At 72.8% G+C, this 22,803-nt stretch carries 21 protein-coding genes, 3 tRNA genes and 2 pseudogenes; 17 read left to right on the top strand and 9 right to left on the bottom strand.

Annotated features, from left to right (window positions below; all coding sequences use genetic code 11):
• The first annotated feature begins 30 nt into the window (after positions 1–30).
• Both orn and V6U88_RS07550 read left to right on the top strand, forming a co-directional pair.
• Positions 31–621, top strand: a complete 591-nt coding sequence (orn, locus tag V6U88_RS07555) for an oligoribonuclease (RefSeq protein WP_334451072.1) — start codon at positions 31–33, stop codon at positions 619–621.
• Positions 622–721: 100 nt separating this feature from the next.
• Positions 722–797: transfer RNA gene (locus V6U88_RS07550), tRNA-His, on the top strand.
• A gap of 51 nt (positions 798–848) precedes the next feature.
• Here V6U88_RS07550 and V6U88_RS07545 read toward each other — a convergent pair.
• On the bottom strand, positions 849–2,135 hold the full coding sequence (locus V6U88_RS07545; protein WP_334451071.1) for a L,D-transpeptidase: 1,287 nt from the start codon (positions 2,133–2,135) through the stop codon (positions 849–851).
• A gap of 228 nt (positions 2,136–2,363) precedes the next feature.
• Positions 2,364–3,623 carry a L,D-transpeptidase gene (locus V6U88_RS07540; RefSeq protein ID WP_334451070.1) on the bottom strand — a complete coding sequence of 420 codons (1,260 nt, stop codon included), beginning with the start codon at positions 3,621–3,623 and terminating at the stop codon, positions 2,364–2,366.
• 185 nt (positions 3,624–3,808) lie between these two features.
• Between V6U88_RS07540 and V6U88_RS07535 the strand changes: the two genes are divergently transcribed.
• From V6U88_RS07535 to V6U88_RS07500, 8 genes and pseudogenes are all read left to right on the top strand, one after another.
• A tRNA-Lys gene (locus tag V6U88_RS07535) sits at positions 3,809–3,884 on the top strand.
• A gap of 160 nt (positions 3,885–4,044) precedes the next feature.
• Positions 4,045–4,179, top strand: a pseudogene (locus V6U88_RS07530) (cyclophane-forming radical SAM peptide maturase AmcB); the annotation flags it as partial.
• Between the two features lie 164 nt (positions 4,180–4,343).
• Positions 4,344–5,180, top strand: coding sequence for an alpha/beta fold hydrolase (locus tag V6U88_RS07525; protein WP_334451069.1), 837 nt, complete (start codon positions 4,344–4,346; stop codon positions 5,178–5,180).
• 195 nt (positions 5,181–5,375) lie between these two features.
• Positions 5,376–5,451 (top strand) — tRNA-Lys (locus tag V6U88_RS07520).
• Positions 5,452–5,674: 223 nt separating this feature from the next.
• Positions 5,675–6,418: a serine hydrolase domain-containing protein gene (locus V6U88_RS07515; protein WP_442934583.1), complete on the top strand. Its 744-nt coding sequence runs from the start codon at positions 5,675–5,677 to the stop codon at positions 6,416–6,418.
• A gap of 236 nt (positions 6,419–6,654) precedes the next feature.
• Positions 6,655–7,344 (top strand): annotated as a pseudogene (locus V6U88_RS07510) (CDP-alcohol phosphatidyltransferase family protein); the annotation flags it as partial.
• A gap of 235 nt (positions 7,345–7,579) precedes the next feature.
• Positions 7,580–9,301 carry a sulfatase-like hydrolase/transferase gene (locus V6U88_RS07505; protein WP_442934582.1) on the top strand — a complete coding sequence of 574 codons (1,722 nt, stop codon included), beginning with the start codon at positions 7,580–7,582 and terminating at the stop codon, positions 9,299–9,301.
• A 46-nt stretch (positions 9,302–9,347) separates the two neighbouring features.
• Entirely contained in the window at positions 9,348–10,136 is a 789-nt protein-coding gene (locus V6U88_RS07500) for an FkbM family methyltransferase (RefSeq protein ID WP_334451067.1), read from the top strand.
• Positions 10,137–10,191: 55 nt separating this feature from the next.
• On the opposite strand, the gene V6U88_RS07495 is transcribed toward V6U88_RS07500, so the two are convergent.
• Positions 10,192–11,019, bottom strand: a complete 828-nt coding sequence (locus V6U88_RS07495) for a DUF72 domain-containing protein (protein WP_334451264.1) — start codon at positions 11,017–11,019, stop codon at positions 10,192–10,194.
• Positions 11,020–11,173: 154 nt separating this feature from the next.
• Between V6U88_RS07495 and V6U88_RS07490 the strand changes: the two genes are divergently transcribed.
• Positions 11,174–11,914: a Clp protease N-terminal domain-containing protein gene (locus V6U88_RS07490; RefSeq protein WP_334451065.1), complete on the top strand. Its 741-nt coding sequence runs from the start codon at positions 11,174–11,176 to the stop codon at positions 11,912–11,914.
• 12 nt (positions 11,915–11,926) lie between these two features.
• Here V6U88_RS07490 and V6U88_RS07485 read toward each other — a convergent pair whose 3' ends face one another.
• Both V6U88_RS07485 and V6U88_RS07480 read right to left on the bottom strand, forming a co-directional pair.
• Complete coding sequence (locus tag V6U88_RS07485) at positions 11,927–12,445, bottom strand: hypothetical protein (protein WP_334451064.1); 519 nt, start codon at positions 12,443–12,445, stop codon at positions 11,927–11,929.
• Positions 12,446–12,557: 112 nt separating this feature from the next.
• Positions 12,558–12,758: a DNA repair protein gene (locus V6U88_RS07480; RefSeq protein WP_154943277.1), complete on the bottom strand. Its 201-nt coding sequence runs from the start codon at positions 12,756–12,758 to the stop codon at positions 12,558–12,560.
• 222 nt (positions 12,759–12,980) lie between these two features.
• Between V6U88_RS07480 and V6U88_RS07475 the strand changes: the two genes are divergently transcribed.
• Positions 12,981–13,643, top strand: coding sequence for a GNAT family N-acetyltransferase (locus V6U88_RS07475; protein WP_334451061.1), 663 nt, complete (start codon positions 12,981–12,983; stop codon positions 13,641–13,643).
• Between the two features lie 343 nt (positions 13,644–13,986).
• Positions 13,987–14,343, top strand: coding sequence for an STAS domain-containing protein (locus V6U88_RS07470; protein WP_334451059.1), 357 nt, complete (start codon positions 13,987–13,989; stop codon positions 14,341–14,343).
• 17 nt (positions 14,344–14,360) lie between these two features.
• Here the strand turns inward: V6U88_RS07470 and V6U88_RS07465 are convergent, their stop codons facing one another.
• Positions 14,361–15,812, bottom strand: a complete 1,452-nt coding sequence (locus V6U88_RS07465; RefSeq protein ID WP_334451058.1) for a glycoside hydrolase family 3 protein — start codon at positions 15,810–15,812, stop codon at positions 14,361–14,363.
• Between the two features lie 153 nt (positions 15,813–15,965).
• Here V6U88_RS07465 and V6U88_RS07460 point away from each other — a divergent pair, with 153 nt between their 5' ends.
• Positions 15,966–17,141, top strand: coding sequence for an ROK family transcriptional regulator (locus V6U88_RS07460; RefSeq protein ID WP_334451056.1), 1,176 nt, complete (start codon positions 15,966–15,968; stop codon positions 17,139–17,141).
• 134 nt (positions 17,142–17,275) lie between these two features.
• On the opposite strand, the gene V6U88_RS07455 is transcribed toward V6U88_RS07460, so the two are convergent.
• Both V6U88_RS07455 and V6U88_RS07450 read right to left on the bottom strand, forming a co-directional pair.
• Positions 17,276–18,289 (bottom strand): ABC transporter permease subunit, encoded by a 1,014-nt coding sequence (locus V6U88_RS07455; RefSeq protein ID WP_334451055.1) that lies wholly within the window; start codon positions 18,287–18,289, stop codon positions 17,276–17,278.
• On the bottom strand, positions 18,286–19,308 hold the full coding sequence (locus V6U88_RS07450) for an ABC transporter ATP-binding protein (RefSeq protein WP_334451054.1): 1,023 nt from the start codon (positions 19,306–19,308) through the stop codon (positions 18,286–18,288). Before V6U88_RS07450 ends, V6U88_RS07455 begins: the two co-directional genes overlap by 4 nt.
• Positions 19,309–19,383: 75 nt before the next feature.
• Between V6U88_RS07450 and V6U88_RS07445 the strand changes: the two genes are divergently transcribed.
• Complete coding sequence (locus tag V6U88_RS07445; RefSeq protein ID WP_334451052.1) at positions 19,384–20,283, top strand: ABC transporter ATP-binding protein; 900 nt, start codon at positions 19,384–19,386, stop codon at positions 20,281–20,283.
• Positions 20,284–20,363: 80 nt separating this feature from the next.
• Positions 20,364–21,266 carry a ribokinase gene (locus V6U88_RS07440; protein ID WP_334451051.1) on the top strand — a complete coding sequence of 301 codons (903 nt, stop codon included), beginning with the start codon at positions 20,364–20,366 and terminating at the stop codon, positions 21,264–21,266.
• A gap of 19 nt (positions 21,267–21,285) precedes the next feature.
• Here V6U88_RS07440 and ftrA read toward each other — a convergent pair whose 3' ends face one another.
• Positions 21,286–22,245, bottom strand: a complete 960-nt coding sequence (ftrA, locus tag V6U88_RS07435) for a transcriptional regulator FtrA (RefSeq protein ID WP_334451050.1) — start codon at positions 22,243–22,245, stop codon at positions 21,286–21,288.
• A gap of 72 nt (positions 22,246–22,317) precedes the next feature.
• On the opposite strand from ftrA, the gene V6U88_RS07430 reads away from it, so the two are divergent.
• On the top strand, positions 22,318–22,776 hold the full coding sequence (locus V6U88_RS07430; RefSeq protein WP_334451048.1) for a rhodanese-like domain-containing protein: 459 nt from the start codon (positions 22,318–22,320) through the stop codon (positions 22,774–22,776).
• Positions 22,777–22,803 lie beyond the last annotated feature (27 nt).

Raw genomic sequence — 22,803 nt, 5'->3', positions numbered from 1 at the left:
CGACACCTGGGCTGCGGCTAGTCTGTCCCGGTGGCTGACCTTCTCGTCTGGATCGACTGTGAGATGACCGGGCTGGATCTTGGCAGCGACGCGCTGATCGAGGTCGCCGCGCTCGTCACCGATCCCGACCTCAACGTGCTGGGCGAGGGGGTCGACGTGGTCATCCACGCCGACGAGGCGGCACTGGAGGCGATGCCGGAGATCGTGCGCACCATGCACGGCAAGTCCGGGCTCACCGAGGAGGTGCGGCGCTCCACCGTGACCCTGGCCGAGGCCGAGGACCTGGTGATGGAGTACGTCACCAGCCACGTCAAGGACCCGCGGACCGCCCCGCTCTGCGGCAACTCGATCGCGACAGACCGGGGTTTCATCGCCCGGGACATGCCCCGCCTCGACGCCCACCTGCACTACCGCATGATCGACGTGTCCTCGATCAAGGAGCTGACCCGGCGCTGGTACCCCCGGGTGTACTTCGGCCAGCCGCAGAAGGGCCTCGCCCACCGGGCGCTGGCCGACATCCGGGAGAGCATCCGCGAGCTGGAGTACTACCGCCGCACCATCTTCGTACCCCTGCCGGGGCCGGACGTGGAGACGGCCAAGGGGATCGCCGCGCAGCTGTAGACCCGGGCGGCCCGGCGGTGCGCAACCCGCTGGACGCGGCCCGCGGGGGTGTGGCTATTATTAGTCCGCACCCGCCCGGGCGACCGGTGCGGAAGGCATGGTGGCTGTAGCTCAGTTGGCAGAGCACCGGGTTGTGGTCCCGGTTGTCGTGGGTTCAATTCCCATCAGTCACCCCAGACACGAAGGCCCCCTCCTCGCGGAGGGGGCCTTCGTCGTTGCCGGGTCGGTCAGGGGGTGGGGTCGACGCTGGGTGTCTCGCCGCCGGGGGTGGCCTCGGCGCTCGGCGTGGCCTCCGGCTCCTCGTACGGCAGGGCGCTGCCCTTGACGTACTCGTCCCAGCTCATGTTCCAGTCGGTCCAGCCGTTGCCGTTCTGGAGCTTGCGCTCGGTGCCCTTGACCGTGATCGGGTCACCGATGCGGGTGTTGGCGAAGAGCCAGGCGCCGTTGGCCATCGAGACGTTCACGCAGCCGTGCGAGACGTTGACGCTGCCCTGCTGCCCCTCCGACCAGGGCGCGGCGTGGATGAACTCGCCGCCCCAGGTGAGCCGCTGGGCGTAGTCGATCTTCGTCCGGTACCCCTCCTCGGGGCCCAGCTCCTCCAGGGTGTCGAAGACCGTCTTGCGGAGCTTCTCGATCACCACCATGGTCCCGCTGGACGAGGGGGTGCTCTTCTTGCCGAGGCTCACCGGGATCGTCTTGACGACCTTGCCGTCCCTGGTGACCGTCATCCGCTTGGTCTTGTTGTCCACCTGCATCACCACCGACGGGCCGATCTTGACGTCGACGGTCAGGTCGGAGCGGCCGTACCAGCCGTCACCCATCGGCAGGCCGCCGGCCTGCACCCGGTACGACACGGTGGTGCCGGACTTCCAGAACTCCTTCGGGCGGTAGCGGACCTCGGTGGGGCTGGCCCAGTGCCAGATCCCCTCCTGCGCCGGGGTGGTGGTGACCGTCATCCGGCGCTGGACGTCGTCGCGGTAGTCCTCCGGCACCGCCCGGCCGAACCGGACGATCAGCGGCATGCCCACCCCGACCACCTGGTTGTCGCCGAGGAAGCTGGTGATCCGTACCTGCTTGTCGGGCTTGGGCATCACGGTGAAGGCGCTGGTCGCGGTGGCCGGCTTGCCGTCGTCGCCGGTCGCGGTGACCGTGGCGGTGTACTTCTCGCCGTACTCCAGGGCGCCCGCGGGGACCCAGCTCTTGCCGTCGGCGGCAAGTTCGCCCTCGACGGCCTTGCCGTCGGCGTCCTTGAGCTCGACGGTGGTCTCCTCGGCGTCCTTCGTGGTGAAGGTGATGCCGGTGGAGGCCGGGACGTCGCTCGCGTCGGCCTTGGGCTCGGTGATGGTGGCCGCGGCCTTCGGGGCGCTCTCGCCGCTGCCCTGCCAGCTCGACGGCTTGTCGTCGCCGGAGTCCGTGCAGGCGGCGGTGAACGCCAGCGTCGCGGCGAGGAGCCCCGCCGCCAGTACGCGGCGCCGCCCGGCACGCCGGGTCAGCCGGTCGTGGGTAGCTCGCATGATTCCCTCACAGTCGTGGTCCCCGATGCCCCATCCTCTACCACTGACGCGCGGAAGCGCCGGTCGGTTGCCGGTCGTGAACAGGAACACGCCGATCGGGGCATGCAGAAACCGGTAAAATGTGGGGCTTTCACGAGTGCTGCTCGGTTCTGCCGCGACGTCGGCATCGGCGCGGGCCGCGCCCTGAGCCGGTCGGGCCGGCGTGACCGCCGACCCGACCAACTGGTGCTACAGCAGCGGGCCGGAGCCGCCGTCCGGGACCGGCAGGGCGCTGCCCTTGACGAACTCCGACCAGCTCAGGCTCCAGGCCGTCCAGCCGTTGCCGGGCGCGATGCGGCGTTCGGTGCCCGTGATGGTGACCGGGTCGCCGATCTTCGTCTGCTCGAAGAGCCACCGGCCCATTGCCATCGAGACGTTGACGCAGCCGTGTGACACGTTCCGCCGGCCCTGCACCCCCTCCGACCAGGGAGCCGCGTGGATGTACTCGCCACCCCAGGTCAGCCGCTGGGCGAAGTCGATCTCGGTGCGGTACTGGTTGTCCGGATCGGGCTCGTCCATGGTGTCGAAGACGGTCTTCTCCTTCTTCTCCATCACCACCAGGGTGCCGCTGGAGGAAGGCGTGCTCTTCTTGCCCAAACTGACCGGCAGGGTACGGACCACCTGGCCGTCCTGGAGCACCGTCATCTTCTTGCTGGCGTTGTCGACCTTCATCTCGAAGGAGCGGCCGATCTTGGCGGTCGCCGTGCGGTCGACGTTGCCGTAGCGGCCGTTGCTCAGCGGCACGCCGGCCAGCGCGATCCGCACGTCGAGCGTGGTCCCCGGCTTCCAGTACTCCGGGGCCCGGTAGTAGGCCTGGGTGCCGTTGTAGACCCAGTGCCAGGCGCCCGGCTGCGGCGGGTCGGTCTTGACGAACATCCGCTTCTGCACCGCCGCCCGGTCCTTCTTCGGGATGCCCGGGTGGAACTCGACGACCACCGGCATGGCGACGCCGTACGTCCGGTCGTCGAAGAGGTAGAGGCCGGAGCTGATCATCGACTTCGGCTTCGCCATGGTGGTGAAGGTGCTGGTGCCCTGCCGGGTCTCCCCGCCCGCGCCGGTGCCGGTCACCGTGGCGGTGTACTGGGTGCCGTACTTCAGCGGGGCCGACGGCACCCAGGCGGAACCGTCCACCCGCATCCTGCCCGAGACCTGCTTGCCGTCGGCGGCGGCGAGGGTGACCGAGGACACCGTGCCGCCGCCCGGCAGTTGGGCGCTGATCTCGGTGCTCACCGGCTTGTTCTTCGCCCCGTCGGCCGGGCTCACCGTCAGGCTCTGGGCAGGTGCCGAGCTCCCGGCGTCCTGCGACGCCGCGGGCGCCTCCGTACCCGGGGCCGCGCCGCCGACGAACTCGGCGCCCTTCTTCCGGTCGTTTCCGCACCCGGTCAGTGCCAACGACGCCACCAGGGCCAGGGCACCCACCATCGCCCCGGCCCGCGTGAACCTGCCCATTCCCACCTCAGTTCTCGCGTGCCTGGCGACATGGTGCCGTATCGACGCCGCCATCCTGGTCCCGCTGAGCGGCCGGCGGAGGGATTTCGGGGCTTTTGCCCGTTAAGCTCGGCCGAACAGGGGAGCCGGGTATCGGATTGGAACCCGGCTCGGGGACCTGCTAATGTTCTCTCCGTTGCCAACGAGCGCCGCTAGCTCAACTGGCAGAGCAGCGGACTCTTAATCCGCGGGTTCGGGGTTCGAGTCCCTGGCGGCGCACCAGCAGTAAAGGCTCTGGCCTGGTGGTTCTCCACTCGGCCGGAGCCTTTTCGCGTCCGTGGCACTGCCGTGAGCGTGGACGCGCTCGGCGTTGCCCCCGCACGACCTGGGGCGCAGTCGCGGGGTCGACGGCTACGGCGTACGGCTGAAGGCCGGGCGGTGCGCCGGCAACGTCCTCGACGAGCTGGTCGCCGCCATGATCGCCCGCGCCGGCGACTTGCGCTACGTCGCCGAATTCGTCACCGCGCTCAACGACCGCGCCGTCCACTGCACCTACTACGACTTCTGCCGTGGCGCTGCGCCCGTCACCGACGTACGTCGTCACCGCCCGTAGCGAGGCTGGCGGGCGTAACGTGAATGAGGGGCAGTCGCCCCGCCGGGCCGCAGCACGGTGCGAGCGACAGCCGCACACGAAGCGTGAAGGCTGAGGCGGCCCGTCGCGCGAAATCCAGGAGTGGTCGCATGCGTAGAAGCAGGCAGCAGACCCGCGTCTTCCGACAATTTTTCTGGGTGGCGCTGGCCGTACTGGCACTGACATCCACCGTGGGAGTTCAACCCGCATCGGCACATCCCGCTCAGGCGGCCGTTCGGCAGGACAAACCAACGGTCGTGCTGGTGCACGGCGCCTTCGCCGACTCGTCCAGCTGGAGCCAGGTCATCGACCAACTGAAGGATGACGACTACCCCGTGGTCGCGGTCGCGAACCCCTTGCGGGGCGTGAAGAGCGACGCGGACTACACCGCCAGCGTCCTCAAGACGATCCAGGGTCCGATCGTGCTGGTCGGGCACTCCTACGGCGGCATGGTCATCACTGCTGCCGCCACCGGCAACCAGAACGTCAAAGCGCTGGTCTACGTAGCCGGATTCGCGCCGGAGAAGGGCGAGAGCGCGGCGACCCTGTCAGGTAAGTTCCCAGGCAGCACGCTTCTGGACGCCCTGGCGCCCCCCGCTCCGTTGCCGGGCGGAGGTAATGACCTCTACATCAGGCAGGACAAGTTCTGGAAGCAGTTCGCCGCTGACGTCCCCGAAGAAAAGGCCAAGATCATGGCGGCGACCCAGCGCCCGGTCACCGAGGCGGCGATCAACGACAAACTCCAGGCGGAGCCGGCCTGGAAGTCGAAACCGTCGTGGTTCATCTACGGCACCCTTGACAAGAACATTCCCGCGCAGACTCACGCCTTCATGGCACAACGCGCTGGCGCCAAGGAGACCGTCTCGGTCGACGGTGCGTCGCATGTCGTCATGGTCTCCCACCCTCAGCAGGTGGCCAAGATCATCCGTGACGCCGCCCAGTCGTAACGAGGGGTCGGCGGCGACTGACGGGCCGCGTACTCGATTGTCGGATCAGTTTTGACGGCAGGGCGGCTTACCCGCCCTGCCGTCGCGTTTTCCGATAGGTGATCAGCAACCCCGGACGCCGCTGCCCCCGGAGGGTGGTGACCCCGATGTCGGCCCGGGTGGCCGGCTCGGTATTGTGCTCTCCGTTGTCAGCGAGCGCCGCTAGCTCAACTGGCAGAGCAGCGGACTCTTAATCCGCGGGTTCGGGGTTCGAGTCCCTGGCGGCGCACCAGCAACAAAAGGCTCTGGCCTGGTGGTTCTCCACCTGGCCGGAGCCTTTTTCGTGCCCTTGGGGGCGACGGGGTGCTCGGGAGCAGTGGGACCGTTCCGGCTGTCGGTGGACGTGGGCGTGACCGTGGACACGACCTCGGGTTTGGCGGGCGGCGGCGAGCGATTCTCGCCCGGCGTGATGCTCCCGGGCTGTCGGGAGGCTGTCGGCCAAGCCCAGCGAGCCGATGCCCGAGCCGGACGAGTGGATGCGCCGCCTTGGCACGCTCCCGCTGATGTACCAGCCCGGAGAGCGCTGGCAGTACCACATCAGCAACGATCTGCTCGGCGTCCTCGTCGCCAGGGTCACGGGCCAGTCGTTCGAGACGTTCCTGCGTGAACGCATCTTCGATCCCCTGGGCATGAAGGACACCGGCTTCCACGTGCCCGCCGACAAGATCGACCGGCTGCCGTCCCTCTACGCCCCCGACCCGCAGACCGGAGAGTTCATCGTGTGGGACGAGGCCGCGGGTGGACGGTGGAGCCAGCCTCCGGCGTTCCAGGGCGGCGGTGGCGGGCTGGTCTCCACCGTCGACGACTACCACGCCTACTTCCGGATGCTGCTGAACGACGGGATGCACGGGAGCGAACGGATTCTGTCCCGGCCCGCCGTCGAGCTGATGACCACCAACCGCCTCGCGCCCGAGCAGCAGGCCGCCCGGCACGCCATGGCCGTCGACAACGTCCATGTGTCGTTCGGCCAAGGGCAGCACGGCGGCTGGGGCTTCGGGATGGCGGTGCGCACCTACCGTGGCGACTACGCGTCCGTCGGCCAGTTCGGCTGGGACGGGGGAAGCGGCACCTCGGCCTACGCCGACCCGGACAAGCAGCTCACCGGAATCCTGCTCACCCAGGTAGGGATGTCCGTCCCGGATTCGGCGCGGCTCATCCACGACTTCTGGACCACGGTCTACCAGGCAATCGACGACTGACACTCAACCTGCGCCCGGTACGCCCGCAGTCCACGACACCCGGCGGGCAGCCCTGGCGGCCGAGCGTCGAGTTCGCGTGTCTTCCCGACCCGTTGACTCGCGCTCGGCCGCGCGGGGCAGCTCGCGCACGAGCGGTCCGGGCAGCGCGGCCATGTCGACCTGCGTCCAGAACGAACCGATCGGCCGTATTTCTCGTGTTGACGGTCAGGGTCGCAATTCATAGTCACGGAGGCACGATGCCCACGGTTCGGACTGGTCCGGTAATCGGACTGATCGTGCAGGTCCTTCTGCTGGCGGCGCTCGCCGGAACAGTCGGTCTCGGCGCGGCGGGTTGGCTGGCGGGGCTGGGGTACGGGATCGTCCTGTGCGCCCTGCTCAACCGGGGGATGTCCCGTTCGGGCGCGCGCGGTCTCAGCCCGGCCGACCGGGTGACCCTCGGCCGGGCGATCCTCGTCGGCGGCGTGACGGCACTGGCGGCGGAGTCGCTCGACCGGCCGGCACCGATCGGTCTGATGGTCGCCCTCACCGCCGTGGCGCTGGCGCTCGACGCGGTGGACGGGTACACGGCCCGACGGACCGGAACCACCAGCGAGCTGGGCGCGCGCTTCGACATGGAGATCGACTCCTTCCTCGTGCTGGTGCTCTGCGTCCACGTGGCACCGTCGGCGGGCGGCTGGGTGTTCGCGATCGGCGGGATGCGGTACGCCTTCGTCGCCGCCAGCTGGGTGCTGCCGTGGATGCGTGGATCGTTGCCGCCGCGCTACTGGCGTAAGGTCGTCGCGGCGATCCAGGGCGTGCTGCTGACGGTGGCGATGGCGGACGTGCTGGCCAGGCCGCTGACGATCGTCGTACTGGTGGTGGCGCTGGCGCTGCTCGTCGAGTCGTTCGGCCGTGACGTCAGGTGGCTGTGGACGACCCGCCGGGCCCCGGCCGGCGGGGACACCCCGGCTCACCCGGGGACGATGCAGATCCCGATGCACTCGGGCATGCTGACCCATCTGGGCAGTCGGGCCGATCAGGGCGCCGACTCCGCGCGCAGCGGGCTGGCCGTGGGCACGACGGGCGGGCTGCCGTGGCACGAGCGCCCGAAGGTCACCGTGGCCCGGGACTGAGTCGGCGCCGCATGCCGCTCCACCACGATCATCCGGAAGGACCCCCAGGTTGTCGCTCTTGACGCGGGTACGTCGGCTACCGATCCAGGGACGGCGGGCGGTGCGGGACGACGACCCGGCGGTGGGCGGAGACGGCACCGGTGCCGCCGACGAGGGCCGGACGAAGCGCTCCGGCTGGGCCCGGCTGACGACCGTCCTGGCCGCGCTGCTGGTGCTGCTCGTGCTCACCGTGCCGTACGACTTCGGCCGGTTCACGCCGGCAGCGTTCGTGCGGATCCCCCTGGAGGCGCTGCTGGTCGTAGCCCTGCTGCTCGCCCTGCCAGCCCGGGGGAGGCGGCCGGTCGCGACGCTCGCCGGAGTGGCCCTCGGCCTGCTGGGCGTGCTGAAGCTGCTCGACCTCGGGTTCTCCGCATCGCTGAGCCGGGCGTTCGACCTGGTGCTCGACTGGGCGCTGCTCGACGACGCGTTCGCGTTCCTCGCCGAGTCGACCGGCCGGCCCGCCGCGATCGGCGCCGCCGTCGCCCTGGCGCTGGTCGCGGTCGCCCTGCCCGTCCTGGTCACGCTCTCGGTGCTGCGGCTGAGTCGCCTGGTGGTCCGGCACCACACCGGCACCACCCGGGTCGTGGCGGCGCTGGTGGTCGTCTGGGTGGCCTGCGCCGCGTTCGGCGTGCGGGTGGCCCCGGACGTACCGGTGGCCGACACGTCCGCGACCACCCTGGCCAACGGCCACGGCTTCCAGGTACGCCTGCGTCTCAACGACCGCAGGACGTTCTCCGCCGTGGTCGAGGCGGACCCGTTCCGGGACACGCCGGGCGACCAGCTACTGACCGCGCTACGCGGCAAGGACGTGGTGATCGCCTTCGTGGAGAGCTACGGCCGGGACGCGGTCGAGGACCGGGCGTACGCGCCGCAGGTCGGTGCGGTCCTCGACGGCGGGACCAGCCGGCTGCGCGCGGCCGGCTTCGACGCGCGGAGCGGCTTCCTCACCTCGCCGACGTTCGGCGGTGGCAGCTGGCTGGCCCACGCCACGTTGCTCTCCGGGCTCTGGATCGACAACGAGCAGCGCCACCGCACCCTGCTGGCGAGCGACCGGATGACCCTGGGCGGCGCCTTCCGGCGGGCGGACTGGCGGACCGTGGGCGTGATGCCCGCCGTCACCAGGGCGTGGCCGGAGGGGTCCTTCTACGGCTACGACCGGTTCTACGACGCCGGCAAGCTCGCGTACCGGGGCCCGAAGTTCAGCTTCGGCACGATGCCCGATCAGTACACGCTGGCCAGCTGGCGACGCTTGGAGCAGGCGAAGCAGGACGGCCGCGCGGTGATGTCGGAGATCGCGCTGGTGTCGAGCCATGCCCCCTGGACGCCCGTCCCGCGGATGGTCGACTGGACGGACGTCGGTGACGGCGCGATCTTCCACGACCAGGCCGCCGGCGGGGGCGCGAAGGGCGAGGTGCGGCGCGCCACCACCCGCATCCGGGCCGACTACCGGCAATCCATCGAGTACACGCTGAGCACGCTCATCTCCTACGTGGAGACCTACGGCGACGACGACCTCGTGTTCATCTTCCTCGGCGACCACCAGCCCGCCACGGTCATCACCGGTGAGAACGCCAGCCGCGACGTGCCGATCACGATCATCACCCGCGACCGAGCGGTGCTGGACCGGATCTCCGGGTGGGGTTGGCAGGACGGGCTGAAGCCCGGTCCGCAGGCCCCGGTCTGGCGGATGGACACCTTCCGGGACCGGTTCCTGACCGCCTTCGGACCGTAGGTCCTCCGCCCACCCCCACCCACCTCACGGACTGGACCACAGACAGATGACGGACACGGTCGCCGCCAGGATCGCGGCGCTCAGGAAAGATCCGGCCACGTCCCTCCTGCGCCGGTCGCTGGAGGTCTACTACGGCGACCCCGAGCGCGACGCGCGGATGGACGCCTTCTACTCCCGGTTCGTCACCAGCGGGGATCTGGTCTTCGACATCGGCTCGCACGTGGGTGACCACATCGGCAGCTTCCGCCGCCTCGGGGCCCGGGTCGTCGCCGTGGAGCCGCAGCTGCTCTGCCTGCGCGCCCTGCGGGCGATCTACGGCGGCGACGATCAGGTGACGCTGGTCGAGGCGGCCTGCGGGGCAGTCGCCGGCAGCGTGCGGTTCCACGTCAACTCCGCCAACCCCACCGTGTCGACCGCCTCCTCCCACTTCGTGCGGGCGGCCGAGGGTGCGGGCGGCTGGGAGGGCCAGGTGTGGGACTCCGAGATCGAGGTCCCGGTCGTCACCGTCGACGCGCTGATGGACCGGTACGGCGTGCCGGCCTTCGCCAAGATCGACGTGGAGGGTTTCGAGGACGCGGTGCTGGCCGGCCTGAGCCGCCCGCTGCCCGCCCTGTCGTTCGAATTCACCACGATCGCGCGCGGCGTCGCCCATCGGTGTCTCGAGCGCCTGACCGCGCTCGGCTTCGACGGCTTCGACGTCGCGCTGGGCGACGACAAGTCGATGACGTTCCAGCGCTGGATGTCCGCGGACGACATGGCGGCACACCTGCTCGCGCTGCCGCACGACGCCAACTCCGGCGACGTGTACTGCGTGTCGAGCAAGCCGGTGACGTGACGGCCGGCCGCCGAACCACCGGCGGGAACATCGTCGCCGGGTGACTGAGCCCGGCTCAGAACAGGGTCAGGGGCTCGGTCGGCAGCGGCTGGGGCAGCGCCTCCAGGCCGGGCACCCGGGCGCGTACGTCGTCGTGGAAGCGGCGGGCGAGCACCGGCGCGTCGGCGTTGTCCGGGGTGTGGACGAAGAAGGTCGGCGAGCGCCCCTCGCGCAGCCAGCCGGCGACCACGTCGACCCAGTGCTGCCAGCCCTCGACCGTCCGTGCGGTGTCGTCGCGGCCGAGGTACCGGACGATCGGCCGGTCGGTCAACGCCGACGACCGGAGCGGCAGGCGCGGCTTCTTGGTCCAGGCATCCCGTTCCGCGTCGCTGGTCGGCGGGCTGGCGAAGAACGCGGTGGTGTCGAAGGGAACCCATTCGGCGGCCACGGCGGCGAGGGCCGCTTCGAGCAGCCGCGCGGCGGCGGCGTCGGCGAAGAAGGCGGGGTGGCGGACCTCCACGGCGTACCGGTGGGACCGGGGGAGCCGGTGCAGGAAGCGGGCGAGCGTGGCGACGTCGCCCGGGCCGAACGAGCCCGGCAGCTGGATCCAGAGGGCGTGCACCCGGGAGCCGAGGGGCTCGATGGCGTCCAGGAAGGCGCCGAGCGCCTCGTCGGCGTCGGCGAGGCGGCGTTCGTGGGTGATGAGCTTGGGGAGCTTGAGGAGGAACCGGAAGCCGGGATCGGTCTGGTCCGCCCACGAGGCGACCGTGTCGCGGGCCGGCGTGGCGTAGAAGGTGGTGTTCCCCTCCACGGCGTTGCACCAGCCGGCGTAGTGCCGCAGCCGCAGGTGGGCCGCGAGGGGGTGGGCCAGCAGCCGTCCCTGCCACGACCGGTGGGTCCACATCGCACAGCCCACGTGCAGCCGCATGAGTTCCGACCCTCCCCACCGACGACGCGCTCGCGCACCATCTTTCGGCCGTCGACCGTACCGGACGACGGGCGCGCGAGATCGTCAACTCATGGTTGACGGAACCATGGCGTCAACCTATGGTTGACGCATGACGGATCCTGTGCAGATGAGCAACCCCGTACGCCTCGACGACCTGATCCAGGGGATCAAGAAGGCCCGCCCCGACGTCTTGGACCAGCTCGCCGACGCGGTCGTCGTCGGCGAGCACCTCGGCGACGTCGCCGACCACCTGATCGGCCACTTCGTGGACCAGGCCCGGCGCTCGGGCGCCTCCTGGACCGACATCGGCCGGAGCATGGGCGTGACCAAGCAGGCCGCGCAGAAGCGCTTCGTCCCCAGGTCCACGGACGCGCCCCTGGACCCGCAGCAGGGCTTCGCCCGGTTCACCCTGCCCGCCCGCAACGTGGTGATGGCCTCCCAGGAGGAGGCCCGTGCGGGCGGGCACACCGAGATCCGGCCCGAGCACATCCTGCTGGGCCTGCTCGCCGAACCGGAGGCGATCGCCGCCCGGGTGATCGTGGCGGCGGGCGTGCCGCTGGAACGGGTGCGGGAGGCCGGAACGGCCGCGCTGCCGCCGTCGTCCGGCGCCGAGGTGCCGGCCCTGATCCCGTACGACGCGCCGGCGAAGAAGGTGCTGGAGCTGACCTTCCGCGAGGCGCTGCGGCTGGGCCACAACTACATCGGCACCGAGCACATCCTGCTCGCCCTGCTGGAGCACGAGGACGGCGACGGCGTGCTCACCGGCCTCGGCGTCGACAAGGTCGCCGCCGAGGAGGCGATCAACGCGGCGATCCAGGCCGCCGTGCGGTCGGCCGCCGAGAAGGGCTGAGGGCGCCCGGGATCAGGACGCGGTCGGGAAGCCGTACCGGGTGACGTGCTCCGGGTCGGCCGGGTCGATCTGCCGGATGCCGGCGTCGGCGAGGCGCTTGTTCACCTCGTCCAGCTGCTCACGCACCAGCCGGGCCTCCTCCTCGGTGACCCGGCCCCGGTGCGGTCGGCCGGCGTACTCGATGGTGCCGTAGTCGATCTTTTCGGCGCTCTTGCGAGCCTTCGTCGGGCGGACCCGCTCGGCGGTGCGCAGCAGCTGGGCCATCGGCACGTCGGTGGCCATCGCGTCGAACTCGCTGGCGGTCAGCACCACCCGGCGCGGCTCGCCGCCGCCGTGCCGGTCGTGGATCTCCACGACCGCCACGTCCAGCGCCGCGTCGTCGATGCTCTCCACCTCGACCGGGGTGGCGTCCAGCTGCACGGGCCCGGCCACCAGGTCAGGGTGGTCCAGCACGACGACCTTGACCACCTCGTCGTCGGTCCCCAGCAGCGTGCCACTGAAGTCGGAGACGTGGATCGTCTTCTTGCCCATGCGCGGAGCTTCTCCTGTCGTAGGCCGGGATCGGACCACAAGAAGCTACCCGACAGGTGTGCGAAAGCCCCGGCTGGACGCCCCGGGTGTGTCGCCGCTTTCCCCGGTGCGGTCAGCGGGCGGTCAGGCCGCGCCGGGAGGAGACGCCGGCGGGCAGGCTGTTGAGGTCGCCCCAGGAGAGCGCGGCGTTCACCCCGCGCCCCGTCCGTGCCTCCCGGTACGGCGGTTGGGCCGGAAACCGTCCGGCGGCCTCGGCCGCCCGCCAGATCCTCGCGGTGTCCTGCTGGTACCGGTCATTCGGCTGATTCGGCATGACCATTACCGTCCCAAAAGAAGTTGTACATGTATGGAAATGAATATGACGGTCGATCGATGTCTCAGGTTCCCGGGCATCGGTGTTGTTCGGTACGTCTACCCCGGCGATCAGGTCTTCAACCGGCCGGTGCCCCCGCCGAACGGGACGCCACCGCGGCCGCGGCGGCGTACGGTGATCACGACGAGGTGGTCGTACCCGAGCGGGTGAGGGAGGTGCGCGGTGCTCGACCGCCGGCTCCACCTGCACCTGGCCACCTGGCTGGGCCAGTGGCCGGCCGGCCCCGGCCTGCACGTCGTCGCCTCGCGGCGGCGGGGGCGACCGGCCTGGGACGGGCGGCTGCGTCCGGCGATCGCCGTGCAGGCCGCCGGCAGCACGGTGCTCTCGGTGCCGCCGGAGCGGGTGGAGGCGATCCGCGCGCTGGCCCGCGGGCCGGAGGCCGAGCTGCTGGCGGCGCTGCCCGCCGCCGTCGGCCAGCCGGACTGGATGCTGGCCGACGACACCTTCCGGTGGTGCCTGGACCCGGCGCCGCTACCCGAGGCGGGGCAGTGGGTCCCGCCGACCGACCCGGCGTTCCCGTCCTGGCTGCACCTGTTCGACCGGGAGGTGCTGGTGGCCCGGGACGCCGACGGCAGCTTCCTGGCCGGGGTCGGGATTAAGCGGCACGACGGCCACGGACACGAGCTGGCGGTGGCCACGGTGCGGGCCGCGCGGGGCCGGGGCCTGGCCCGCCGGCTGGTCGCCCAGGCCGCCCGGCGGGTGCTCGACGAGGGCGCCGTCCCGACGTACCGGCACGACCCGCGCAACCTCGCCTCCGCCCGGGTCGCCGACGCGGCCGGCTTCCCGGACCGGGGCTGGCGGTCGTACGGCGTCTATCCCCGGTGACTGGGCTGACCGCGCCGGCGTCGTGGCGGCAGGGCGCGGACCGTGGATTCCGGGCCGAATCCACGGTCCGCAGCCTTCCCCCAGGCCCTCCGTGCCGCCGGCGTACGCCGGTCGGTCCCGCTGATGGTGACGCTACGTACGGATCGACGCTTGGGCAAGAGGCAACCGACCGTTTCGGCGTGTCCGGTACTGGACTTGAGCTGCGATGGGAAGCTTTCGATCCGGCGGGCGGCGACAGTGACGGAGCGTGCGCGGCGGGGGAGTGGCCGACCGGAACCGGGCCGCCGGGCCGTCGCGCGGGTATCGTCGTGCCGCGACGACGGCAGCTCGACGAGGAGCGGACATGCGGGTGGACAGGCGCAGCGAGGACGGCGGGCGGATCGTCCTCCGGCCGGTCGGCGACCTCGACATCGCCACGGCCGCCGTGCTCCAGGACGCCGTGGACACCGCACTCGACCTGCCGGACACGGTGGAGCTGGTCGTGGACCTCGCCGAGGTGCCCTTCCTGGACTCGACCGGGGTGGCCGCCCTGCTGCGCGGGGCCGCCGAGGCCGTCGGCCGGGGCGCCAGCCTCCGCGCGGTCGACCCGCAGCCGGTGGTGGCCCGGGTGCTGCGGATCACCGGCGTCGACAGCCTGGTCGGGCTCGCCCCCCGGCACCAGGCGCCGCCCGCCGCCGACCCCGACGCCCCCGCCGCCTAGCGCCGGCGCGTCCGGTCTCAGCCGGCCAGGCCGAGCGCCTCGGCCGCCGCCCGGCCGTTGGCGTGGCTCGCCCCGTACGTGGTGACGAAGGCGCGTGCGCCGGTCGGCCGCCAGCGCCCCGGCCAGCCCATCTCCACCACCGTCACCGGGTACGCGGCGGCCAGCGCGTCGACCAGTTCGGCGGCGCCGGGCAGCCGGTGCAGGTGCCGCCCCACCAGCACGATCGACCGGCCGTCGGCGAGCCGACCCAGCGCGGCGGGATCGGTCTCGGTGGCGACGACGCGTACCTCCTCCAGGCCGGCCAGGTGCGGGCCCAGGCCCCACGGCACCCGGCCCTCGGCGATGGTGGAGGCGGCGTGCAGCTGCACCACCAGCGGCCGGGCCAGCCCGGTGAGGTCACCCTCGACCCGGACCGCCCGGCGCGCGGCGGCGTAGCCGAGATCGGTGACGGCGGCCGACGTCGTGCCGGCGGCCCGGGTCCAGGCGGCGAGCGCGGCGGTGCGGCCGGCGGCCTCCTCCACCCGGGCGCGCTCCAGCCGGCCGTCGCCGATCGCCGCGACGATCTCGCCGGCCACGTGCTCGACCAGCGCGGCGTCGACCTTAGCCCCGATGCAGAGGAGGTCGGCGCCGGCGGCGAGCGCGCGCACCGCGGCCGGCCCGACCCCGCCGGCGGCCAGCGCGGCGCCCTGCATCTCCAGCGCGTCGGTGATCACCGTGCCGGTGAAGCCGTACTCGCCGCGCAGCAGGTCGACCAGGACGGCCCGGCTGAACGTGGCCGGTCCGTCCCCGGTCAGCGCCGGCACCCGGATGTGCGCCGTCATGACGGCCCGGGCGCCCGCCTCGACGACCGCCGCGAAGGGCGGCAGGTCGCGCTCGCGCAGCAGGGCCGGCGACGCTTCCACGGTGGGCAGCTCGTGGTGGGAGTCGGCCACCGTGGCGCCGTGCCCGGGGAAGTGCTTGGCGCAGGCGGCGACACCGACCGACTGGAGGCCCTCGACGGCGGCGGCGGAGTGCGCGGCGACCCTGCCCGGGTCGGCGCCGAACGAGCGGGTGCCGATCACCGGGTTCTCGTCGGCGGTGTTGACGTCGACGGTGGGGGCGAGGTTGACCGTGATGCCGAGGGCGGCCAGTTCGGCGCCGATGGCCGCGTAGACCCGGCGGGTGAGCGCGGTGTCGTCGACCGCGCCGAGCGCGGCGTTGCCCGGGTACGGGCTGCCGGTGGCGTGCGCCAGCCGGGTGACGTCGCCGCCCTCCTCGTCGATGGCGATCAGCACGTCCGGCCGGCCGACGCGCAGCGCCGCGGTGCTCGCCGCCACCTGCGCCGGGTCGTGGACGTTGGTGCCGAACAGGGTGTGCCCGGCCAGCCCCTCGCCGATCAGGTCGACGGCCCAGTCCGGTGGCACCGGCCCCGGATACGCGGCGAGCAGCGTGCCGAGCGCGAGCCGGCGCAATCCTGGATCCAGCCGCACGTGACTTCCCCCTTCGGTGCCGGACGGCACGAGTGTCGCACCGGGAGCGGTCGGTCGTCCGAGTACTCCGGTGCGGGGTGGCCGATACGCTACGGGCACCCAACTGCAGGTCGATTCGGTTGGCAGAAGCTCAAGGAAACTAGAGGACGAGGCATGAGTGCGACGCGGCTGCCCGGCACCCCCCGCCTGTTGCGGGCGCTCAACGACCGGGCGGCACTGGAACTGCTGCTCGAACGCGGCCCGCTGACCCGGGCCCGGCTCGGCGAGCTGACCGGCCTCTCCAAGGTCACCGCCTCCCAGCTGGTGGAGCGGCTGGAGGAGCGCGGGCTGGTCACCCGGGTCGGTGAGCAGGCCGGCGGGCGGGGCCCGAACGCCCAGCTCTACGCGGTGCGTCCGGGCAGCGCGCACGTGGTCGGCGTGGACGTCGGCGCCGAGCGGGTGGTGGCGGCGTGCGCCGACATCACCGGGGCGGTCATCGGCCGGGTCGAGCAGTCCACCCGGGACACCGACGACCCGGTCGGCGTGGTGCACACCGCGGTGGTCCGGGCGGCGAGCAGCGCCGGCGCGGAGCTGTCCAGCGTGCGGCGGGTGGTGCTGGGCACCCCCGGCCTGGTGGACCCGGGCACCGGCGACATCACCTTCGCCTTCAACCTGCCGCGCTGGCACCGTGGCCTGCTCGCCGCGCTGCGCGAGGACCTGCACACCCCGGTGGTCTTCGAGAACGACGTCAACCTGGCCGCCGTCGCCGAGGCGCAGTCCGGCGCGGCCCAGGGGCTGGCCGACTTCGTGCTGGTCTGGGTGGGTGCCGGCGTCGGTCTGGCGATCATGCTCGGCGGGCGGCTGCACCACGGCAGCAGCGGCGCGGCCGGCGAGATCGGCTACCTGCCGGTGCCCGGGGTGCCGATCCCGCGCGACGTCTCCCGTCGGGCCAAGCCGGCGTTCCAGCAGCTCGCCGGGGCGGACGCGGTCCGCGCGGTGGCCCGGGAGCACGGCTTCGACGCCGGGAGCGCGGCCGACGCGGTGCGCGCCGCCGTCGCCGCCGGGACGACCGGCGGCCCGATGCTCGACGAGCTGGCCCGGCGGCTGGCGCTCGGCGTGGCCAGCACCTGCGTGGTGCTGGACCCGCCGCTGGTGGTGCTCGCCGGGGAGGTGGGGCAGGCCGGCGGTGCGGCGCTGGCGGAGCGGGTGCAGCACGAGGTCGCCGCGATCACGCTGGTCCGGCCCCGGGTGGTGCCGACCGGGCTGACCGAGGAGCCGATCCTGCGGGGTGCGCTGCGCACCGCGCTGGACGCCGTCCGGGACGAGGTCTTCGGGTCGACCGTCGGCTGACATCCGTCGCCGTCCGCCACCCGCCATGTGAAGGAATTCTTCACCACCGGCCTGCCCGCGGCAAGATCCCGCCGGGGTCGGCCGGTGGCTGCCGGGCCGCGCGCCGGGGCGGTCGCCCGCCCCGGCGCGGCCGGTCAGATCAGGTCGCGCCGGCGGAACACCGCGAAGGCGCCCGCCGTCACCGCGCCGGCGAGGGCCAGCAGCACCAGCAGGGCAGGAGACGAGGTGATCGTGTACGTGCCGTCGCAGACGTCGAAGGCCGTCACGTTCCGGCAGGCCTGGTTGTCGGTGAGCTCCATCCGGCCGGTGAGCCAGGCCGCCACGTAGGTGGAGAGCATCAGCAGGTCCGGGCGGGCCACGTCGAGGATCTCGAACACCACCCGCGCGCCCAGCTCCCAGACCACCGCGTACGCGGCCACCGCGCCGAGCGCCGCGGAGGTGTGCCGGCCCAGCGTGGCGATGCCGAAGCCCAGTGCGGTGGCGAGCAGCACCAGCACCAGGCCGCGCCCGTAGCGGCCGGCCAGGTCCTGCCAGAACGTCGCGTCGAGCCGGCCCGGCAGCCCGGCGGTCTGCGCGATCGTCCAGAACGTGCCCAGGTAGACCACCGTGGCCACCACCGACAGCAGCGCCACCACCCCGAGCAGCGTGCCCAGCTTCGCACCGAGCACGGTGAGCCGTCGCGGTCGCCACAGCAGCAGGTTCACCACCCCGCCGGAGTTCAGGTCGGCGCCGATGTACGAGGCCCCGACCAGGAAGCCGAAGAGCACCAGGAAGGCGATCAGGAAGTACAGCAGCGGACCCGCCTGCTGGCCGAAGACGAAGACCCCGCTAAGGAAGTCGGCGACCACCGGCAGCCGGTCCTGCAGCACCGGGTCCACCTCGCTGCAGTCGGCCGGCAGGTACCTGTCCTCGTCGACCGGCAGCTCGCCCGCCTTGACCTTCAGGCAGTACTGGTGGTCGGCCTCCATGCCGCCGATCACCTGGGCGAGCTGCGCCTCCGCCGCGGCCAGCTCGCGGGCCGACGGTTGGTGCGACCCGACCAGGGTGGTGGCGGTGGTGATGGCGAAGGCCAGGGCCAGCAGCACCAGCATCAGCTGGACGAAACGGCGGGCGGCGAGCCGCTCCAGCTCGGCGCGGACGAGGTTCACGCGTCCACCCTCCGGCCGGTGGTGGCGTCGAGGTCGATCATCGGTTCGGCGGGTCCCTCCCCGGGCAGGGCGGCCTCGCCCACCTGCCGCGGCATTGTCGGATGCGGTGCGGTGCCGGTCAGTTCCAGGAAGACGCTCTCCAGATCCGGGCGGATCGGGGTCAGCTCGCGCACCCAGAGCCCCTGCTCGCCCAGCGTGCGGGCGATCAGCTCCGGGTCGTCCGCGCCGCCGACCACCAGCAGCCCGTCGGGGCCGGCGGTGACCGGCAGGCCCGCCGCCCCCAGCAGCTCGACCGCCCGGGCCGGCTCGGCCACCCGCAGGTGCCACTCGTGCTGGTCGTAGCCGGCCAGCACCTCGGACACCCGGCCCGCCGCCACCCGACGGCCCCGCGAGATGATCGTGACGTGGTCGCAGATCAGCTGGATCTCGGCCAGGATGTGGCTGGAGACCAGCACCGTCACCCCCGCGTCCGACAGCGACCGCATCAGGTCCCGCATCTCCCGGATGCCCGCCGGGTCCAGCCCGTTCGCCGGCTCGTCCAGAATCAGCAGCTCGGGATCCTTGAGCAGGGCGGAGGCGACGGCCAGCCGCTGCCGCATGCCCAGCGAGTAGCCCTTGACCCGGTCCTCGCCCCGGTCGCGCAGCCCGACCTGCTCCAGCACCTCGTCGACCCGGCCGGTCGGCACCCCGCCGGCCACCGCGAGCAGCCGCAGCGTGCGGTGACCGGTGAAGTTGCCGAAGAACTGCGGGCTCTCCACGATCGCGCCGACCCGGCCGGCCACCCGGGCCAACTTCTCCGGCGCGGGCGCCCCGAGCACGCTCATCCGGCCGCTGTCGGCGCTCACCAGCCCCAGCAGGGCACGCAGGGTGGTGGTCTTGCCGGAGCCGTTCGGGCCGAGGAAGCCGTGCACCTGCCCGGCCTCGACCAGCATGTCGAAACCGTCCACCGCGACCCGGCGCCCCTGCCGGATGGTGTGGAACGTCTTGCGCAGCCCCTCGATCTCGATGACCGCGCTCATCCGCGCCGCTCCTGACCTCGATCGGGCATGGCACGTCCTCCGGTTGTGGTGACCAACGACACGGCGCCTCACCCTATGGCCGCGGCCTCGCCCGTGGGGGGCACCCCGCGGGTTGCGTGGTTGGATGGAGCGGTGACTGGTGACCTGATCCCCGGCGCCGCAGGCGCCCCTGCCGCCCCCGCACCCGTGGACGCGGATCTGGTGGTCAGCCTCGACGGCGTCGGCGTCAAGCGCTCCGGCACCGCGCTGCTGCACGATCTGGACTGGCGGGTCGAGCTCGACGAGCGCTGGGTCGTCCTCGGCCCCAACGGCGCGGGCAAGACCACCCTGCTCAACCTCGCCGCCGGCCGGCTGCACCCGACCACCGGGACGGCGCACGTGCTCGGCGAGCGGATCGGCCGCACCGACGTCAACGAGCTGCGGATGCGCATCGGGCTCTCCACCGCCGCCCTCGCCGAGCGGGTCCCCGCCGAGGAGCGGGTCAGCGACGTGGTGGTCACCGCCGCCTGGTCGGTGGTCGGCCGCTGGCGGGAGAGCTACGACCGCACCGACGAGTCCCGGGCCCGCGCGCTGCTCGGCCAGCTCGGCGTCGGGCACCTCGGCGAGCGGGCGTACGGGACGCTGTCCGAGGGCGAGCGCAAGCGGGTGCAGATCGCCCGCGCGCTGATGACCGACCCCGAGCTGCTGCTGCTCGACGAGCCGGCCGCCGGGCTCGACCTCGGCGGGCGCGAGGACCTGGTGGCCCGGCTGGCCGAGCTGGCGTACGACCCGGACGCCCCCGCCCTGGTCCTGGTCACCCACCACGTCGAGGAGATCCCGCCGGGCTTCACCCACGCGCTGCTGCTGCGCGAGGGCGGGGTGGTCGCGCAGGGGCTGCTCGCCGAGACGCTCACCGGGGACAACCTCTCCAAGACCTTCGGCCTGCCGCTGGTGGTCGAGCGGCGCGGCGAGCGGTACACCGCCCGGGCCGCCTGAGCCGGCCTCCCGCCCCCGCCGTCCCCGGCGGCCGGCGGGTCCTAGACTCCCCGCAGCGTGCAGGTGGGCAGGAGGTCGTGGTGCGGCAGACCCGGGTCGTCGTGGTGGGCAGCGCGAACATGGACCTCGTCGGCACCGGCCCGGCGCTGCCCCGGCCCGGGGAGACCGTGCTCGGCAGCGACTTCGTGACGGTGCCCGGCGGCAAGGGCGCCAACCAGGCGATCGCCGCCGTCCGGGCCGGCGCGTCCTGCGCCTTCCTCGGCGCGATCGGCTCCGACGCCTTCGGTGTCACTCTGCGCGCCCGGATCACCGCCGCCGGGGTGGACACCGGCCAGCTGCGGGTGGTCTACGGCGCGTCGGGGGTGGCGCTGGTCATGGTCAACGCCGCCGGGGAGAACGCCATCCTGGTGACCCCCGGGGCCAACACCGCCTTCACCGGCCTCACCGCCGGCGAACTGGACGCCGTACGCGAGGCGGACGTGCTGGTCGCACAGTTGGAGATCCCGGTCGAGACGGTGACCGCGGCGGCGGTGGCCGCCCGGGAGGCCGGCGCCCGGGTCATCCTCAACGCGTCGCCGGCCCGGCAGGTACCGGCCGAACTGCTGGCCGCGGTGGACCTGCTGGTGGTCAACGAGCCCGAGGCGCGGGCGCTCACCGGCCGGGGTCGGGAGGAGCCGCGAGCGCTGCTGGACCTGGTGCCCCGTGCGGTGCTGACCCTCGGCGGCGAGGGCGCCTGGTACGGCGACCGGGACGGTACGGACGTGCCCGTGCCGGCGGTCGAGGTGGACGTGGTCGACACCACCGCCGCGGGCGACGCCTTCACCGCCGCGCTCGCGGTGGCCTGGGGCGAGGGCCGGGAGGTGCTGGACGCGGTGCACTGGGCGGCGGCGGCCGGAGCGGCCTGCGTACGCCGGCTCGGTGCCTCGGTGGCGCTGCCCCGCCGGGACGAGATCGACGCGCTCTACGCCCCGCCGGCCGGCTGACCGCCCGCGCGGCACCGGCTCAGGTGCCGTGGCGCTGAAAGGCCCGGCGGTACGCCGACGGCGAGGTCCGCATCGTCCGGCCGAAGTGGTGCCGGTAGGTGACCGCGCTGTCGAACCCGACGGAGCGGGCCACCTCGGCGACCGGCAGCCCGGTCGACTCCAGCAGCGCCAGGCTGGCGCGTACCCGCTGGTCGATCAGCCAGCGGATCGGGCTGGTCCCGGCGGTGCGGGCGAACTGCCGCAGGTAGGTGCGGGCGGACATGTGCGCCTGCTGGGCCAGCCGCTGCACGGTCAGCGGCTCGGCGAGGTGCGCCAGCGCCCAGTCCATGCTCCGGGCGATCCGGTCGTCGTCCGGGTCGGCCGGCACCGGCGCCTCGACGAACTGCGCCTGCCCGCCGTCGCGGTGCGGCGGGATCACCAGCCGCCGGGCCACCGCGTTGGCGATCGCCGCACCGAAGTCCCGCCGGACGACGTGCACGCAGAGGTCCAGGCCGGCGGCGCTGCCCGCACTGGTCAGCACGTCGCCGTCGTCGAGGTAGAGCACGTCCGGGTCGACCTCGACCCGGGGATACCGCCGGGCCAGCAGGTCGGCGTAGCGCCAGTGGGTGGTGGCGCGCCGGCCGTCGAGCAGGCCGGCGCCGGCGAGTGCGAACGCGCCGGAGCAGATCGACATGATCCGGGCGCCGGCCCGGTGCGCCCGGCGCAGCGCGGTGACCAGTTCCGGCGAGGAGTCGGCGGTTACGTCCGGCACACCGGGGACGATCACCGTCGCGGCCCGGGCCAGCACGTCCAGGCCGTACGGGGTGTGCAGGGCGGCGCCCCCGACCACCGGCACCGGCCCGGGGCGCTCCGCGCAGACGGTCAGCGCGTACCAGTCGACGTCGAACTCGGGGCGGGGCAGGCCGAACACCTCGGTGACGATGCCGGTCTCGAAGACCGACATCCCCGGGTACGCCAGCACGGCCACCGTACGGGGCATGGCGGGATGTTAGCGCAGGACGTCGTTCCCGCCACTCCCGCTGACAGCAGCGCCCGGCCGACGATCGGAGGCATGTCGTACACCTTCTCCGTGCCGGCGGCCGACCCCGCCGTCGCCGCCGCCCACTTCCTCGACCGGCTGACCTTCGAGACCGACGTCAGCGACGTGCACGCCGACCTGACCGCCCGGGTGCCCGGCCTGGTGGTGGTCGACTCCCGGGGCCCGGACGCCTGGCACCAGGGACACCTGCCCGGCGCGGTACACCTGCCGACGGCCGAGGTCGCCGCCCGCGCCGCCGCGCTGGTGCCGGCCGGTTCGCTGGTGGTGACCTACTGCTGGGGGCCGGGATGCAACGGCGCGACCCGGGCGGCATTGGAGTTCGCCCGGCTCGGCTACCGGGTGAAGGAGATGCTGGGCGGCTACGAGTACTGGGTCCGGGAGGGCCTGCCGGTGCGCACCGCGACCGGAGAGACCCGGCGACCGGTCGACGACCTGACCGCCCCGCGCGCCACCGTCCGCTGCGACTGCTGATCCGGGGCCGCGCCCCCGGCCGTGATC

This window comes from Micromonospora sp. CPCC 205739 (genome assembly GCF_036906795.1).
Lineage (GTDB): Bacteria > Actinomycetota > Actinomycetes > Mycobacteriales > Micromonosporaceae > Micromonospora.
This window is presented reverse-complemented; position numbering and strand designations above follow the sequence as displayed.

Excerpts from the sequence above, each read along its gene's own strand:
- V6U88_RS07545 (WP_334451071.1), bottom strand. The coding sequence starts at position 2,135 with ATGCGAGCTACCCACGACCGGCTGACCCGGCGTGCCGGGCGGCGCCGC.
- V6U88_RS07540 (WP_334451070.1), bottom strand. The coding sequence starts at position 3,623 with ATGGGCAGGTTCACGCGGGCCGGGGCGATGGTGGGTGCCCTGGCCCTG.
- V6U88_RS07525 (WP_334451069.1), top strand. The coding sequence starts at position 4,344 with ATGCGTAGAAGCAGGCAGCAGACCCGCGTCTTCCGACAATTTTTCTGG.
- V6U88_RS07515 (WP_442934583.1), top strand. The coding sequence starts at position 5,675 with ATGCCCGAGCCGGACGAGTGGATGCGCCGCCTTGGCACGCTCCCGCTG.
- V6U88_RS07500 (WP_334451067.1), top strand. The coding sequence starts at position 9,348 with ATGACGGACACGGTCGCCGCCAGGATCGCGGCGCTCAGGAAAGATCCG.
- V6U88_RS07495 (WP_334451264.1), bottom strand. The coding sequence starts at position 11,019 with ATGTGGACCCACCGGTCGTGGCAGGGACGGCTGCTGGCCCACCCCCTC.
- V6U88_RS07490 (WP_334451065.1), top strand. The coding sequence starts at position 11,174 with ATGACGGATCCTGTGCAGATGAGCAACCCCGTACGCCTCGACGACCTG.
- V6U88_RS07485 (WP_334451064.1), bottom strand. The coding sequence starts at position 12,445 with ATGGGCAAGAAGACGATCCACGTCTCCGACTTCAGTGGCACGCTGCTG.
- V6U88_RS07480 (WP_154943277.1), bottom strand. The coding sequence starts at position 12,758 with ATGCCGAATCAGCCGAATGACCGGTACCAGCAGGACACCGCGAGGATC.
- V6U88_RS07470 (WP_334451059.1), top strand. The coding sequence starts at position 13,987 with ATGCGGGTGGACAGGCGCAGCGAGGACGGCGGGCGGATCGTCCTCCGG.
- V6U88_RS07460 (WP_334451056.1), top strand. The coding sequence starts at position 15,966 with ATGAGTGCGACGCGGCTGCCCGGCACCCCCCGCCTGTTGCGGGCGCTC.
- V6U88_RS07450 (WP_334451054.1), bottom strand. The coding sequence starts at position 19,308 with ATGAGCGCGGTCATCGAGATCGAGGGGCTGCGCAAGACGTTCCACACC.
- V6U88_RS07445 (WP_334451052.1), top strand. The coding sequence starts at position 19,384 with ATGGCCGCGGCCTCGCCCGTGGGGGGCACCCCGCGGGTTGCGTGGTTG.
- ftrA (WP_334451050.1), bottom strand. The coding sequence starts at position 22,245 with ATGCCCCGTACGGTGGCCGTGCTGGCGTACCCGGGGATGTCGGTCTTC.
- V6U88_RS07430 (WP_334451048.1), top strand. The coding sequence starts at position 22,318 with ATGTCGTACACCTTCTCCGTGCCGGCGGCCGACCCCGCCGTCGCCGCC.